Annotated in this window: 12 protein-coding genes; 3 read left to right on the top strand and 9 right to left on the bottom strand. The window is 66.2% G+C overall.

Annotated elements, in window-relative coordinates; genetic code table 11:
• Window positions 1–2: 2 nt before the first annotated feature.
• The 7 genes from AKJ09_RS53435 to AKJ09_RS31760 all read right to left on the bottom strand — a co-directional run bounded on the left by AKJ09_RS53435 (window position 3) and on the right by AKJ09_RS31760 (window position 8,319).
• A complete protein-coding gene (locus AKJ09_RS53435) occupies window positions 3–1,262 on the bottom strand; it encodes a hypothetical protein (protein ID WP_169928029.1) in 1,260 nt (419 codons plus the stop codon).
• Window positions 1,259–2,497 (bottom strand): sialidase family protein, encoded by a 1,239-nt coding sequence (locus AKJ09_RS31785; protein ID WP_146651614.1) that lies wholly within the window; start codon window positions 2,495–2,497, stop codon window positions 1,259–1,261. Before AKJ09_RS31785 ends, AKJ09_RS53435 begins: the two co-directional genes overlap by 4 nt.
• Window positions 2,494–3,717, bottom strand: a complete 1,224-nt coding sequence (locus AKJ09_RS31780; RefSeq protein ID WP_146651613.1) for a hypothetical protein — start codon at window positions 3,715–3,717, stop codon at window positions 2,494–2,496. Before AKJ09_RS31780 ends, AKJ09_RS31785 begins: the two co-directional genes overlap by 4 nt.
• Window positions 3,714–4,544 (bottom strand): hypothetical protein, encoded by an 831-nt coding sequence (locus AKJ09_RS31775; protein WP_146651612.1) that lies wholly within the window; start codon window positions 4,542–4,544, stop codon window positions 3,714–3,716. The genes AKJ09_RS31780 and AKJ09_RS31775 overlap by 4 nt, the downstream gene beginning before the upstream one ends.
• Before the next feature lie 15 nt (window positions 4,545–4,559).
• Complete coding sequence (locus tag AKJ09_RS31770) at window positions 4,560–5,054, bottom strand: RNA polymerase sigma factor (RefSeq protein WP_146651611.1); 495 nt, start codon at window positions 5,052–5,054, stop codon at window positions 4,560–4,562.
• 317 nt (window positions 5,055–5,371) lie between these two features.
• Window positions 5,372–7,216 (bottom strand): hypothetical protein, encoded by a 1,845-nt coding sequence (locus tag AKJ09_RS31765; RefSeq protein ID WP_169928028.1) that lies wholly within the window; start codon window positions 7,214–7,216, stop codon window positions 5,372–5,374.
• 143 nt (window positions 7,217–7,359) lie between these two features.
• Window positions 7,360–8,319: a hypothetical protein gene (locus AKJ09_RS31760; RefSeq protein ID WP_146651609.1), complete on the bottom strand. Its 960-nt coding sequence runs from the start codon at window positions 8,317–8,319 to the stop codon at window positions 7,360–7,362.
• Between the two features lie 169 nt (window positions 8,320–8,488).
• Here AKJ09_RS31760 and AKJ09_RS31755 point away from each other — a divergent pair, with 169 nt between their 5' ends.
• The gene (locus AKJ09_RS31755; RefSeq protein ID WP_146651608.1) at window positions 8,489–9,067 is read left to right on the top strand and encodes a YdeI/OmpD-associated family protein; all 579 of its coding nucleotides are present in this window, start codon (window positions 8,489–8,491) and stop codon (window positions 9,065–9,067) included.
• A 1,189-nt stretch (window positions 9,068–10,256) separates the two neighbouring features.
• On the opposite strand, the gene AKJ09_RS31750 is transcribed toward AKJ09_RS31755, so the two are convergent.
• Window positions 10,257–10,958, bottom strand: a complete 702-nt coding sequence (locus AKJ09_RS31750; RefSeq protein WP_146651607.1) for a DUF1826 domain-containing protein — start codon at window positions 10,956–10,958, stop codon at window positions 10,257–10,259.
• Entirely contained in the window at window positions 10,955–11,116 is a 162-nt protein-coding gene (gene rpmG, locus AKJ09_RS31745; RefSeq protein WP_146651606.1) for a 50S ribosomal protein L33, read from the bottom strand. The genes AKJ09_RS31750 and rpmG overlap by 4 nt, the downstream gene beginning before the upstream one ends.
• Window positions 11,117–11,404: 288 nt before the next feature.
• Here rpmG and AKJ09_RS31740 point away from each other — a divergent pair, with 288 nt between their 5' ends.
• Both AKJ09_RS31740 and AKJ09_RS31735 read left to right on the top strand, forming a co-directional pair.
• Complete coding sequence (locus tag AKJ09_RS31740; RefSeq protein WP_146651605.1) at window positions 11,405–12,121, top strand: response regulator; 717 nt, start codon at window positions 11,405–11,407, stop codon at window positions 12,119–12,121.
• A complete protein-coding gene (locus tag AKJ09_RS31735) occupies window positions 12,118–13,446 on the top strand; it encodes a sensor histidine kinase (protein ID WP_146651604.1) in 1,329 nt (442 codons plus the stop codon). Before AKJ09_RS31740 ends, AKJ09_RS31735 begins: the two co-directional genes overlap by 4 nt.
• Window positions 13,447–13,470: the final 24 nt, after the last annotated feature.

Raw genomic sequence — 13,470 nt, 5'->3', positions numbered from 1 at the left:
ATTCAGTGCTGGCCAGCAGCGACCTTGTGGAGAGCGACGCGATCGCCGACGATCCAGAGATCGGTGCTCGACGTCCCCCACATCGCAAACAGTGACGCCGACAAGGGGATCTTCGTGGTCGTCGTGCTGACGAGCGAGAAGCTCGTCCCGTCCCAGTGCCTGAGCCGCCCGAAGTCACCCGCGATGTAGACGTCGTTCGGGTCTTTTCCCCAAACCGCTTGCACGAGCCAGAGCCCCAGGCATCCCCGTTCCCACGTGGTGTAGCGACATGTCCCGAACGTGCCCTGGGACCAGCCGAAGTTGCCGCTTCCGTCGTTCTTCGGCACGCCACGGAAGAACGCGTCGTGCTGGTTCGCGTCGAAGCCGAAGAGCCACGACGCACCACTGTCACCGATCGACGCGCCGCCGGTGACGACGCTGCCGAACGAGTGGACGCCGACGCTGCCGAAGTCGGGCATCGCGTCTTCGCGCCAGGTGAAGCCGCCCGCACCATCGGGTCGCCTGCGCATCACGAAGCCGCGCGATCCCCCGCAGCCGGCACACTGATTGTCCTCGACCGCGGCGAGCCAAACGTCGCTTTCGCTCGTGCCCCAAACCTTCTGGTACGCCGCCGCACGTGACGTGAGGGAGTCGACGTCCCATCCATCGCCGCCCGTGAAGTGCAGGACCGTGCCTTGGTACGGAAGCGTGTACTGCCACGAGTAGCCGACGGCCCAGACGTCGTGGGCACTCGATCCCCAGATCGACGCGATGCGCTCGCTCCGCACCTTCGTCCAGCCGATCGCGGCGGACGACGCGCCGGTTCCATGAAACAGCCCGCCCTCGCCTCCAATCCAGATGTCCGTCGCGCTGCTTCCCCAGATGGTGAAGAGAGCTGCTTCCATTTCGTACTGGACCGTCCACGTGGAGCCGTCCCATCGAAAGACGGTGCCGGTCGGGACGCGGTTACCATGTTGCGTGAAGCCGACTGCCCAGATCACGCCATCGCCAGCGCTCCAGACGTCTCGAAGAAAGGAGTCGGCTGGCAACGCCGTGTGGCAGACATCGTCGACGGAGCACGTGCGGGGCGCGGCATCGGCATCATGGTCGCTCGCGTCCTTCTCGACGGATGCATCACGTTCCCCGAGAGATGCGTCGGGGCGACTCTCGTCCGGTCGGGAGTTGTCTTCGGCCTCGCCGTCCGAACATGCGATTCCGACGAGTGCGATCGACGACGCGAGGAACAGCGAGCCGACAACGTTCTTGGAAAGAGCCGATCTCATCGTACGCCGTCCTCCGTCACGCCCACGGTCTTCGATCTTCCGAAGTGCAGCGCCGTGGCTTCGCCCACGACCCAGACGTCGTCGGGACCGCTTCCCCAGACACCGGTCAAGCGCGGCTTCGCCCCTTCCGGCAACGTGGTCGTGGGCACGCTCCAGCGCGTGCCATCCCAGTGCACGATCGTTCCGCCGTCACCGACGGCCCATACGTCGCTTGGACCGCTCCCCCATACCGCGCGGAGGTTTTCCGTGGTGGGCGCGTGCATGATGTCCAAGTGCTGATTCCCGTCGCCGGCCCAGTGACGGATGGTCCCGCGGTCGCCGACGATCCAAACGTCGCTCGCGCGGCTTCCCCAGATGCCGTGGAGGTTGTCGGTCGTCAGCGTGGTCTGCAGGGTGTTCCACTGCTCGGCGCCGCCGTCACCGACCGTTCCTGTCGAGCGACGTACCGTGCCGCCGTTGCCGATCACCCAGAGATCGCTCTCGCTCGGTCCCCATACTGCCGTCACGTCCCCGCAGGGCCACACGCGGCAGAACGTCGAGACGGGCTCCCACGCGTCATTGCCTGCGACGTCGAAGCGAAAGCGCCAGAGGCTATCGCTCGGATTCGGAGCAACGGCCCGCGGAGGCCCTCCGACGTAGACGGTCCCCGGCTTAGGCGACCAGACCTTGGAGAGCGAATACGCACCCGTGCCGCCCTTTGCGTCGGCCTCGTAAACCGGTGGCACGCGCACGAAGCCGTCGGTGGTGCCGAACCCAGAGCTATGGAGGACGAGGCTCGTCGACGACACGACCCAAACGTCGCTCACGCCGCTTCCGCCTACGCTTCGAAGCGTCTCGCCATAGGCGATCGGCACGCGCGTCCAGGCAGCGCCGTCCCAATGGATGATCGTGCCTCCCGAGCCGACGGCCCACACGTCCCGCTCCGACGATCCCCACACGTCGAGCAGCGTGTACAGGCGGTCGACGCCGGTCGAGACCACGCAGAAGTCCGACTCGGCGCACGGGCGAGCGCGTGGCCCGCAGCCACCGTCCCCCGCATCGGCGCAACCGGCGTCGAGCGCGAGCTGGTTTCCCGCGTCGAGCTCCGGCACGGTGTTCTCGTTTCCCGCGGGCGTGGCGTTCGTCTCGTCCGAGCCCGCGCAACTCGCGAGCGCGCAGCCGAGCGTCGCAAGGCCTACGAGCGAAGCGGCAACGAGCCATCGCGTGCTCTCGAAGCTTCCGAGCGCGGACTTCATTGCGGCACCTCTCCGTCGCATTCCTTCATCGCGCACTTACCCTCGATACAGGGCTGGCCGGCCTCCGTATCGCAACGGTTCCCGCACGCTCCGCAGTGAGCATCGCTGTTCAGGACGTTGGTCTCGCAACCGTTCAACGGATCGAGATCGCAATCGGCCCAGCCCGGTAAGCACTCGAGCTCGCAGACTCCCTTCTTGCACAACGAAGTCTGGTTGGGCCCGGCGATGTCACACCGCTTGTAGCAACTCCCGCAGCTGGTCTCGTCGTTCAGCAGGTCGAGACAACGGAGATTGGAGGTCTCGAAGCTTCCGCAGAGCGTTTCGTTCGGCTTGCAGCCGCACTCGGCGATGCCCCCGCCCTGATCCCAACAGAGCTGTCCGGGCGCGCACTTGTTCCCGCATAGGCCGCAATTGTTCGTATCGGTCCTCTTGTAATTCCGGCCGACGTACACTTCGCAGCCGTTCGTAATGTCACCATCACAATTGGCGTAGCGGTCGATCTGGCCGCTGATGCACTTCAGTTTCCCGCACTGGCGATCGCCGCAGCCGTAGTACATGCCTGGCGGCGGCGCTTCGGCATCCGTAGGGTCTGGGCAGAAGTTGCCACAGGCACCGCAGTTCCAATCGTTGTTTCGGACGTCGACGCAGGTGCCACCACAGTCCACCATTCCGGGATCGCACCCGCACTTGCCCTCGATGCAAGAGACGCCCGGGGCGCATTCGTTGCCACACGCTCCGCAATTTTTCGGGTCGTTCGACGTTGCAACCTCGCAGCCGTCCTCGAACGAGTGGTTGCAGTCGGCGTAGTGGATGACCTTGTTGAAGACCAACCTGTCGAGGCATGCGGGCTCGCACGCGCCGTTCACGCAGCTGGACGTCATGTTGAGGTACTTGAAATCGCCGGGGCATTCCTCTCCGCACGCGCCGCAGTTCTTCGGATCGTTCGAGAGGTTCGTCGCGCACCTCATACCGTCCGCGCATGTCGCGTACGGCACCGGGCAGTCGGTGGCGATGCAAAGCTTGAGAGACGGCGGAGTGGAAGCCTCTGCGCTCTCGGCGTCGGAAGGCACGAAGGTGCTCGGCCCTGAGCCGCTGTCCGCGAATTCGTCGCCGACGCGGATGTTCGTCGCGCATCCGGTCGGGGTCGCGGCGAGGAGAGCGCCGGCGGACAGGACGAGCAGCCCGAAGGTCACGGTGCTCGATCGACGGATCTTGTTCACGGCATGTCTCCCACAGCTGAAAGAACGCGAGCGAGGTGTGCCGAGCTCGGATAGCGACTTCGAAAGGCACCCGCGCGCGTGCGCGCCTCGGCCGTCCGCCGCAACTTGACGAGGGCATCGATGGCGATCACCTCACGCTCCTGAGCGAGAACGCCCTCGGGAAAGCGAGACGGGTGCTCGTCGGCAAGGGCAAGCGCCCGGGTCGGATTCATGTTCAAAGACGCCTGCGCGCGACGGAGATACGCCACCTCGGACTCTCCCGACGGCGCACGCGCGATCGGCGCGCTGGGAGACGCTTCGGGCGCCGGTGACGCCGCCGGCTCATCGACCTTCGAAGGCACGGGCGGGTCCACCGCAGCGACGGGCTCCGGCGCAGCGGGGGCCGGCGGGTTCACGAGAGGAAGCTTCGTGGGCGTCCGTGCCGATATCGATTTAGCAACCGCAACATGCGAATCCTTGGACGGACCGATTGGCTCCTTCGCCGGCACGGGCGCAGGCTCCACGATGCTCGGCGGCGGCTCCGCGGGCGCGGCGATCGCCGTTGCGACGGGCTCGACCTCCGCCCGCGCCGCGACGGATTGCGGCTCGCCACGCCCCGTCACCATCTCGCGCGTATCGGAGGCTGCGCTCATGATGCCGATACCGATGACCGCCAAGATCCACTTCGCAGCGTGGACCCGAGGCGTGCTCGAGGCGAACGACTGCGCCGAGAGGAAGGCCGGCTCGAGGCGTCGCTCCATCCGCTCGACCTGCTGCGCATCCGGCCCCGGCCCCATTCGACCGGCCTGAATCAGCGTCTCGAGGAGTTTCTGGTCGTCGTCCAACATTGAGCCCACTCGTTTCTACGGCTTCTCAGATTTCGAGATCATTCCCAGGAGCTGCTGCTTCGCCGCGGCAAGGCGCGAGTACGCCGTCGCGCGGGGACAGCCGACGATGTCCGCGACCTCCGCCATTGGGAGCTGTTCGAGCTCGTAGAGGACGAAGACATCGCGCTTCTCGTCATCGAGCCGGCCGAGCAGCTTGAGCAGCTGGGTCCGGGCGTGCAGGCGCTCGGGGTCGCGGCTGTTCGTGACTCCCCCCGCTTCTTCGGTGACCTCGCCGACGAGGACTTCGTGGCGAACGCTCGCGCGCCTTCGATAGGCCACCGCCACGCGGAGACAGATTCCGTAGAGCCAAGCCCGAAACGAGCTCGCTTGTTCGAGCTCGGGGAGTTTTCGGAAGAGGACGACGAAGACTTCCTGGCTCACGTCCTCGAGGTCGCGCTCGGCGACGCCTTGGTAGCGGAGCGTTCGCCAGACGAAGGCGACGTTGTCACGGAAGAGCTGCCGCGGATCCATGGGCTGCGCCGAGTCGGATGCCGCGACCGGCTCGGTTCCGAAGTCGCTCGAAGAAAGGTGCGCTGCCCTCACGTATCAGCAGTGCGGTCTGCTCGGGCCGATTCGCAAAAAAATCGACGTTGCCTGATTCGAGCCCGACGCGCGTGTCGACGCGCGTGTCGAATGCCGACCGCCCGAACGCTGCGCAGGCCCAAAACTGCCGGGCAAGCATTCAGAAAGGACGATAGCAGTCGGCCGGCGCAACCCGCAACGGAGTGCCGGACGGACGGTCGACCGCGTTTTGCCCTGCTGAACCATCGGCCTCACACGACCGCTCGCTAGAACGAGATGGGCGTCGGCAGCAGGCTCTGCTGCGTGCCGTCGCCGATGGTCCCGTTCTCCGAGGCGCCCCAGCACTGGACGGTGCCGTTGGCGAGAATCGCGCAGCTCATGTCCGCGCCCGTCGCGACCCCGATCGCCGTGGAAATGCCGGAGACGGCGGCGGGTGACGGCCCCGTCGTGTCCGTCCCGTCGCCAATCTGGCCGTAGTAGTTCCCTCCCCAGCAGCGAAGAGTGCCGTCGGTGAAGCGCGCGCACGAGTGAGCGTCGCCCCGGGCCGAGATCTGGACGACGCCGGAGAGGCCGATGACGGTGACCGGGGTCGTTCGCGGAGGCGAGACCTCGACTCCGTCGCCGAGCTTGTACCAGTTGTTGCGCCCCCAGCAGCGGACGGTGCCGTCGCCGAGCAGTGCGCAGGAGCGAGCTTCCCCCGCAGAGATGCTGACGACGCCAGTAAGGCTGGGCCCAACCGCGGTCGTCGCCGGCCGCGTTGTCGTTCCGTCACCGAGCTGACCGAAGCTGTTGTCGCCCCAGCAGCGGACGGTGCCGTCCCCGAGCAGCGCGCACACGTGGGCGTCGCCCATCGTGATGTCCGTGACGCCGGTGAGGCCCGGGATGGTGGCGGGCGAGAGACCGTCGGTCGTCGTACCGTCTCCACGCGGAATGCCTTTGCCGACGTTGCCCCAGCACTGGACGCTCTTGTCCGCGAGAAGCGCGCAGGTGGAGAGCGAGCATGCGTCGATCTTCGTGACGCCAGAGAGGCCGGGAACGCTGACGAGACTCGTGCTGTCGACGGTGGTGCCGTTGCCGAGCCCTCCAGCGACGTTTCCGCCCCAGCAGCGAACCGCACCGCCGGTCACGACCGCGCAACTGTGATACTGGCCGACGCCAACATCCAAGGCGTCGGAGAGGCCGGTGACGGCGACCGGCGTCCCGCTGTCGACGGTGGTTCCGTTACCGAGTCCTCCATAAGGGTTCGCTCCCCAGCAGTGCACGGTGCCGTCGGTGAGGCGCGCGCAACCGTGGTACCGATGGATGGCGATCCGAAGCTCACCGGCGAGGCAGGACGATGCGTTCGGCGTCGTGCTCGCCTGCCCCGGCGGACAGAGCGTGCACTTGCGATCGGAGGCCGGTGTCCCCGGGGTGCTCACGAAGCTCCCCACCGCGCAGTCGGTCATGGGCGTGCAGGTCGCCGAATTCTTCGCCGTGCTGAAGCTGCCAGGGGTGCACGCGGCGCACGCCCGATTGATTTTCGTGCTCCCCGCTTCGGAGACGGCTTCGCCGGCGATGCATTCCGTCCACGGAACGCATGCCGTCGCCGGGTTCATGTCGTGGTCCCATGTGCCGCTCGGGCACGCCTCCAACGGCGACTGGCCACCGGCGCAGTGATTGCCCCAATCGCACGCGGTGCAGGTGGGCGGCAAGGTCGCGGTTCCCGGCGCCTTCTGCACCGAGCCCGCGGGGCACTCGCCGAGCGGTACGCACTTGGCTTGGTTCGCCACGGACGTGTACGTGCCCGCGGCGCACGGGGCACACTCCTGGTCGCTCGTGCTCGTGCCGGGCTTGGACACGTAGCTCCCGACGTCACACTTCGTCCAGGACGTGCAGCTCGATGCATTGCTCGTCGCGCTGAAGGTCCCGCTCGCGCACGCGGTGCACGTCCGGTCGGCCGTGGCGGAAGGATCACCGACCACATGGGTGCCAGCCTCGCACGTCGACCACGCTGCGCAGCCGCCGTTGTCCCACGCCCCGGCCGCGCACGTCCCGGCGTTCGTCGGGGTATCCGCACCAGGCGCACTCGAGGGGTCGTCGGAACAGGCTGCCAGCAGGACGAGCGTCACCACGGAGACCAGGCTCGATGCAAATCGTCGGGGTTTTGCCATCATTTTCGATTCCCGGACCTCAGGACTCCCATCCACGCGGGTTCGGCCGGTCGTGCGCGACGCAGCCCCGCTTCTTCAGCAGTGCGGGCATCCCGTGACGATTCTCAAAAAAGTTCGACGGCGAGCCCGAGGGCGAAGGTCGCGGAGACGAACGACGTCCGGTGCAGGCTCCGGTCGACCCCTTGGTCGTCGGCAAACGTCAGCTCGAAACGCTGCGGGGTGGCCACGATGCCCAAAGAGCCGAACAGGCGGAGCCGGTGCGCGAGCTCGTACGTCACATCCGAACGTACCCAGGCGCCGAAGGTAGAGGACAGGCCCAGTCGATTCCTCGCGAAGCCGCCGCCCCAGCCGGTGAAGGTGGTGATCTCTGGGCCAGCGCAGGCCGCGAGATGGAGGTTCGACCAGTTCGCGGAGAGCGGGCACACGGAGAGGCCGATCATCGTGCTGGCAAACCAGTAGCGACTGGACTCTGGGTTCACCCCGCTCCGGAGGGATGCGAGGAGATCCAGCGCCACCGGCCAAGCGCGAGCGGGCGTGAGGACGAGGCCGAAATTGGCGCCGGCTGCAGCGCTCATCGTCTGCTCGACCACGACCGCCGGGCCGAGACGACCTTGGAGATGCCAGCGAGCGGCCTCCTCGACGCGACGCCGCTCTTCGAGCTCTACCGTCGTGAAAGGCAGCTCGACCATGAGGGAGATGGCCAGGACGATCGCCTCCGACGCCTCCTCGCAGCTCTCGCCGGCGATGGTGATGTCGCGCGCGCCGAGAGGCTCACCACGTGATGTCGAAAGCGACGTTCGCGCCGTCCACCCGGTCCCGCTCTCGCTCCTGGCGATGGAGGCACGCAAGAGACGGTCGGCTGCATTCCGCGGTGCGAACGGCCGCCGATGCAGCGTGACTTCGACGTCTTCGACGAGCTCTGCCTCGGACAAGCACGTCTCCGCTCCGGGAGCGCGCGTCCATTCGAGGGAAACGAGGGCTCTTCGAGATTCCTCGCCGCTCGCGATCGTCGACAGCGCCAACATCGAGAACGCCGCGCACGCGCCGAGCAGCCGCGCAAGCATCGCGCGGGGACGATAGCAGTCGCCCGACGCCCCCGGCAACAGCACGCGCCGAGGGCTCGTTCGAGGCGGATCGAAGAGCTTTGTCACCGGCGAGGGAAGCTCGCCTCGGCAGCCCGGCTAAGGCATAACCGAGCTCGCGTCGTTCGACGCGGGAGGCGCAAGGCGACCGATGAACCCCAAAGTGGATGCATTCCTGAAGCGCGAGGAGAAGTGGCGCGCGGAGTTCGAGAAGCTTCGCGAGCTCCTTCTCGAGAGCGGCCTCACCGAAGAGCTGAAGTGGGGCCAGCCTTGCTACGCGCTCGACGACAAGAACGTCGCCCTCATCCACGGCTTCAAGGACTATTGCGCCATCCTCTTTCACAAGGGCGCACTGCTGAAGGATCCCAAAGACATCCTCATCCAGCAGACCAAGAACGTTCAGGCGGCACGGCAGATCCGCTTCACGAGCGTGGCCGAGGTGACCAAGCTCGCGAAGACGATCAAGGCGTACCTCCGTGAAGCCATCGCGATCGAGCGCGCCGGGCTGAAGGTCGAATTCAAGAAGACCGCGGAATTCGAGCTGCCCGAAGAGTTCGAATCCAAGCTCGCCAAGAGTGCCAAGTTGAAAAAGGCCTTCGCCGCCCTAACCCCCGGCCGACAGCGCGCGTACATCTTCCACTTCTCGCAGCCCAAGCAGTCGAAGACACGCGCCGCCCGCGTGGAGAAGAACATTCCGCGAATCCTCGAAGGCCTCGGCTTGGACGACTAACGGGGGGCGACCAAACCTCCAGCGGACCGGCGGGAGATCGGTGCGGGAGGTGACGAGCGACCACGCCGAGGTGAGAATCTCGGGGCCATATCCGGCGTGCGATTGAAACGCTCCGCCCTTTGCGCGAGACCAGGCCGCGACGGCGCCATTGCGAACGGCTTCCGGGCCTCCCTCGAGCTCGGCGATCGCGGCCAGGCACGGCACTCGGGCGATCGCGTCGCGAACGGCGTCCGCGCGGCGGTAGTCGGCGCTGAGCGTGAGCATCAGGTTGGGATCTTCATCGAACACGCCGTCGGGGCGAATGCCGTACGTCGGGTCGAGGTCGATGGGCTCGATGGCGAAGCCTCGCGAACCAAGCTCCTTCGCCAGGCTTGCCCTGCCTTCTTCCGTGAGATCGGCCAGCACGCCGATCGTTCGAGCCGTCTCGGGGACCGCCACCCAAGGAAACTCCGTGGGCGACGGGCGCGCGCGTGTGCCGTCCAGAATCTCGATCACCGAGCGCCGCGCATCGTCGTCGACCGCATACGAAGAGCGCCCATCGGCCGCGGCAATACAGAGCACGCGGGGCTCGTCCGACAGACCGCTGGCACAGTTCCGCTCCGCGACTTCGGTCGTGATTTCGTCGAAACGTCGTCGATTGGCGTCTTCGTCCAACGAGGCCCGAACGGCCGAATCCGAAGTTCGCGGATCGATCCCGAAACGGAACATGAGCAACTTCGAGGCGCTGAAAACGGACGCACTCTCGATCGGATGCCCGCACAAGAAGAAGCCGCGACCGTAATCGTCGAACAGTCGGTCATTGACCAGCAGCATGGCCCACGCACCGAGCTCGCGCGAGAGGCGCTGCGCGAGCGCGATGTGCCAGAGCGGCAAGCGAGGCCCGCGCACGTAAACGTTGACGACCTCGTTGACCTCCGAGGTGCGTGACAAGGCGATCGATGGCGCCTCGGGGAACGGCTCTATCGCGCGCGCGAGAGCGAGTCGCGAACGGTTGTAGATGTACTCGTGGTAGCGGCCTCGTTCGAGGGTATCGCGCTCGAGAATCACAATCCCGAGTTCCGGAAGCACGCGCCCGAGCGCTTCCTCGACTTCCTGCACACTCGACGCGCCGACGTAGAGGACCTGTCCGTACATGGCATAGTCACGTTACGCGAATCGCGGGCCGACGCGGTCGCGGAAACGACGTGATTCACGAGTACCCCTCATGGCGGTAGGCGGGCTCGATCGAGAGCAACAGCCTCGGCGCGCTCGGCGCCGGCGCGCGATAGACGACGCCGCTCGAGAGCGGCCACATTCTCCCTTTGAGAAGTACGACATCGAGCGGTGAGCAACATTGCACGACCGCACCGAGCCGGATCACCTCCGGAGGAACGAGGCCACGCGGGCCGAGGAGCGCGCGATCGACATCGCGTTCTTCGAGCCATTGGCTCGACGGCCCGGCATAGGTGCACACGAGACGCACGGTGCCTGGGTCGACGAGGAATCCGGGAAAGACCGGCGAAGCGAGCCGATTGAGGCGGACGACCACCTCGGGTGCTCCGCTCAGATAGCTCACGACTTCGCACCAGAACGCGATGTCCGAAAGGAGGACGTCGCGCGCATCGTCGGGCGGTAGTTCGGCAGCGAAGGCATCGAGTCCGTCGAAGCCATTTGGTTCGCCGCAAGAGACGAGCGCCTCCGCCTGGAAAGGGACCTTCTCCGAGATCGTTCGCGCATACGCGGCGAGCGCCTCGTGGCCCTGCCGGCGAACCACGACGGCGTTGAGGTGCGGCTCTTCGAGGGCGTCGGCGTCGACCGGGTCGTCGGTCCAGAGCGTACTACCGACTTCCCTCGGCCGGCTCTCCCACCCCGCCGACAGCGCCAAGCGGGCCGACGGCTCCCAGCGCTTCATCCCTTCGAGATCTTCTTCTCCACGAAGAGCACGTGCTTGCGTGCAATCGGATCGTACTTCTTCATCTCGATCTTGTCGGGGGTCGTGCGCTTGTTCTTGGTGGTCACGTACGCATAGCCAGTGCCGGCAGTCGAGACGAGCTGAATCTTGTCACGCATGGTGTCGCTCCTGGTTCGACCTCCGCACATATCGAACCACAGATTCTATTGCAATGCAGTTGCATTTAGATCGACTGGACGCGGAGACCCCGCGACAACCTCGACAGTGAGCAGGAACACAACCTGGCGGTAGGGATGCACGCCGGAGCCAGCGCAACGATTCGAGAAGTGGCCCTCCGTTCGCTGCCCTGATCGCTCGGATGAGCCGCGTATGACGGACCTCGTCCGCGCGTGTCCAAATGTTTCAATTCGAGCTCGTCGAGGGTCGTGTGCTTTTCTCGGTGGGCCATGAGTTCGTCGGTCGCGCCCGCAAGCCCATCCATCAGCGTCGTCTACATCGAAGACGATCTGAAGCTCGCACGACTGACGGAGCAGTACCTCACGTCGAATGGGGTCCAGGTCAGCGTGTACTCCGAGCCCCGGGCGGGCATCGCCGCGGGCGTGCGTGAGAGGCCCGACGTGGTGCTTCTCGATCTGATGCTGCCCGAGATGGACGGTCTCGAGGTGTGCCGCCAGCTCCGCGCCAAGGTCGCGACCTCCATCATCATGGTCACGGCGCGCGGCCAAGAGGTCGATCGCGTGTTGGGTCTCGAGACCGGCGCCGACGACTACATCGCAAAGCCGTTTTCTCCGCGTGAGCTCCTCGCCCGCATCCGGGCGCAGGCACGGCGCTCGCGCGGCCAGACGCGCCCGCAGGAGGAGATCGTCGTCGGACCGCTGCGCATCGATCTCGCGACGCGCACGGTCATGCTCGACGACACCGAGATGAGCCTCACCACGTACGAGTTCGAGCTCCTTCGCGTCCTCGCCGAGCGTCCCGGTCGCGTCTTGTCGCGCGAGCACCTCATCGAGAGCGTGCGCGGGAGTGCCGACGAGGCCTTCGATCGTTCCGTCGACGTTCGGATCTCTCGGCTCCGCCAGAAGCTCGGAGACAATCCGAGACACGCTCGACTGCTGAAGACCATCCGCGGCGTGGGCTACACGCTGGTTCCGCCCCGAACATGAAGCTCCCGATCACGCTCCGGATCTACATCGTCGGTTTGCTTCAGGCCGCGCTGAGCGTCACCGCGTTCGCGCTGAGCATCACCTACGCGATCCGCCAGAATCCCGAGCTCGACGAGACCACGGTGCTCCGCTACGTCGCCAACGAGAGCGAGCGGGCGCTCCAGGGGGCGGCGGACAATGCGGAGTATGCCGCGACTCGGATCGCCTCCGTGGCGAGCGAGCTGCATGTGCGAGTACGCGCCACCGACACTCACGGAACCAGCGTGGTCGACATTCCATCCGCGAACGTCGCCGATTGCCCGCCCGCCGATGCAGCCGGCATCGCGCGCGGTCCACACACTCTCTGCATGGTGCGCCAGATCGACGTGCCCGGCCATGGGCCCGTCCGGCTCGAGTTGGCTCGCCGCCAGTTCGCGAACATCGTCGAGAGGCTCATTCTGATGTTCGTCGTCATCTTCGCCGTAGGCTCGCTTCTCCTCGGCCGCTCGCTTGCCGTCCCGCTACGTCACATGGCTCGCGTAGCGCGCGCGTTCGGTCGCGGTCAGACGAGCGCTCGCGTTGCCCTTCGCCGGCGCGACGAGGTCGGCGAGGTCGCAGGCGCGTTCGACGAGATGGCCGACCAGGTCGTGAGCATGCGTCGCAACGAGCGCGAGCTTCTCGCCAACGTCTCGCACGAGCTGCGCACTCCCCTCGCCCGTATCCGTTTCGCCCTCGAATTGGCCGACAGCGCAGGCAGCGAAAGCGCGCACTGGCGAAGCGACATCGCCGACGATCTGGACGAGCTCGAACTGCTCATCGCCGACATCCTGTCCGCCGCGCGCATGGACCTCGACGCCGGACAGCCCCCCAATGGGCTCTCCCCGCTCCGCCTCGAAGACGTGGCCGTCGAGGACGTCGTGACCAAAGCGGTGAGCCGCTTTCGAAACGCTCACGCCGAACGTACGCTCGACGTCACCGACAATACGCGCGGCCTCACCGTCCATCTCGATCGGGTGCAGAGCCGACGCGCCATCGACAATTTGCTCGAGAACGCGCACAAGTACACGCCCGATCCGACGTCGGCCATCTCCCTCAATATCGACGTCTCCGAGAGCTCCGTCTTCATTCGAGTGATCGACAACGGAATCGGCATCAGCGACGAAGATCAGCAGAAGCTTTTCCGCCCGTTCTTCCGCGTCGACCGAAGTCGCTCACGAACCACCGGCGGCCTCGGACTCGGCCTCCTGCTCGTCCGCCGAATCGCGGAGGCCCACGGCGGCACCGCGACGATCGAGAGCGAACTCGGTCGGGGGACGACGGCGACCATCGAGTTCCCGCTTTCGTGACGGACACGTTTCGACACAGCCGGA

It is taken from the genome of Labilithrix luteola (assembly GCF_001263205.1).
GTDB lineage: Bacteria > Myxococcota_A > Polyangia > Polyangiales > Polyangiaceae > Labilithrix > Labilithrix luteola.
Note: the sequence above shows the minus strand (reverse complement) of the source record. Positions and strands in the feature narration are given on the sequence as shown.

Bases quoted from the DNA above. Each gene is read 5' to 3' on its own strand.
- AKJ09_RS53435 (WP_169928029.1), bottom strand. From the start codon at position 1,262: ATGAGATCGGCTCTTTCCAAGAACGTTGTCGGCTCGCTGTTCCTCGCG.
- AKJ09_RS31785 (WP_146651614.1), bottom strand. From the start codon at position 2,497: ATGAAGTCCGCGCTCGGAAGCTTCGAGAGCACGCGATGGCTCGTTGCC.
- AKJ09_RS31775 (WP_146651612.1), bottom strand. From the start codon at position 4,544: ATGTTGGACGACGACCAGAAACTCCTCGAGACGCTGATTCAGGCCGGT.
- AKJ09_RS31770 (WP_146651611.1), bottom strand. From the start codon at position 5,054: ATGGATCCGCGGCAGCTCTTCCGTGACAACGTCGCCTTCGTCTGGCGA.
- AKJ09_RS31760 (WP_146651609.1), bottom strand. From the start codon at position 8,319: ATGCTTGCGCGGCTGCTCGGCGCGTGCGCGGCGTTCTCGATGTTGGCG.
- AKJ09_RS31755 (WP_146651608.1), top strand. From the start codon at position 8,489: ATGAACCCCAAAGTGGATGCATTCCTGAAGCGCGAGGAGAAGTGGCGC.
- AKJ09_RS31750 (WP_146651607.1), bottom strand. From the start codon at position 10,958: ATGAAGCGCTGGGAGCCGTCGGCCCGCTTGGCGCTGTCGGCGGGGTGG.
- rpmG (WP_146651606.1), bottom strand. From the start codon at position 11,116: ATGCGTGACAAGATTCAGCTCGTCTCGACTGCCGGCACTGGCTATGCG.
- AKJ09_RS31740 (WP_146651605.1), top strand. From the start codon at position 11,405: ATGAGTTCGTCGGTCGCGCCCGCAAGCCCATCCATCAGCGTCGTCTAC.
- AKJ09_RS31735 (WP_146651604.1), top strand. From the start codon at position 12,118: ATGAAGCTCCCGATCACGCTCCGGATCTACATCGTCGGTTTGCTTCAG.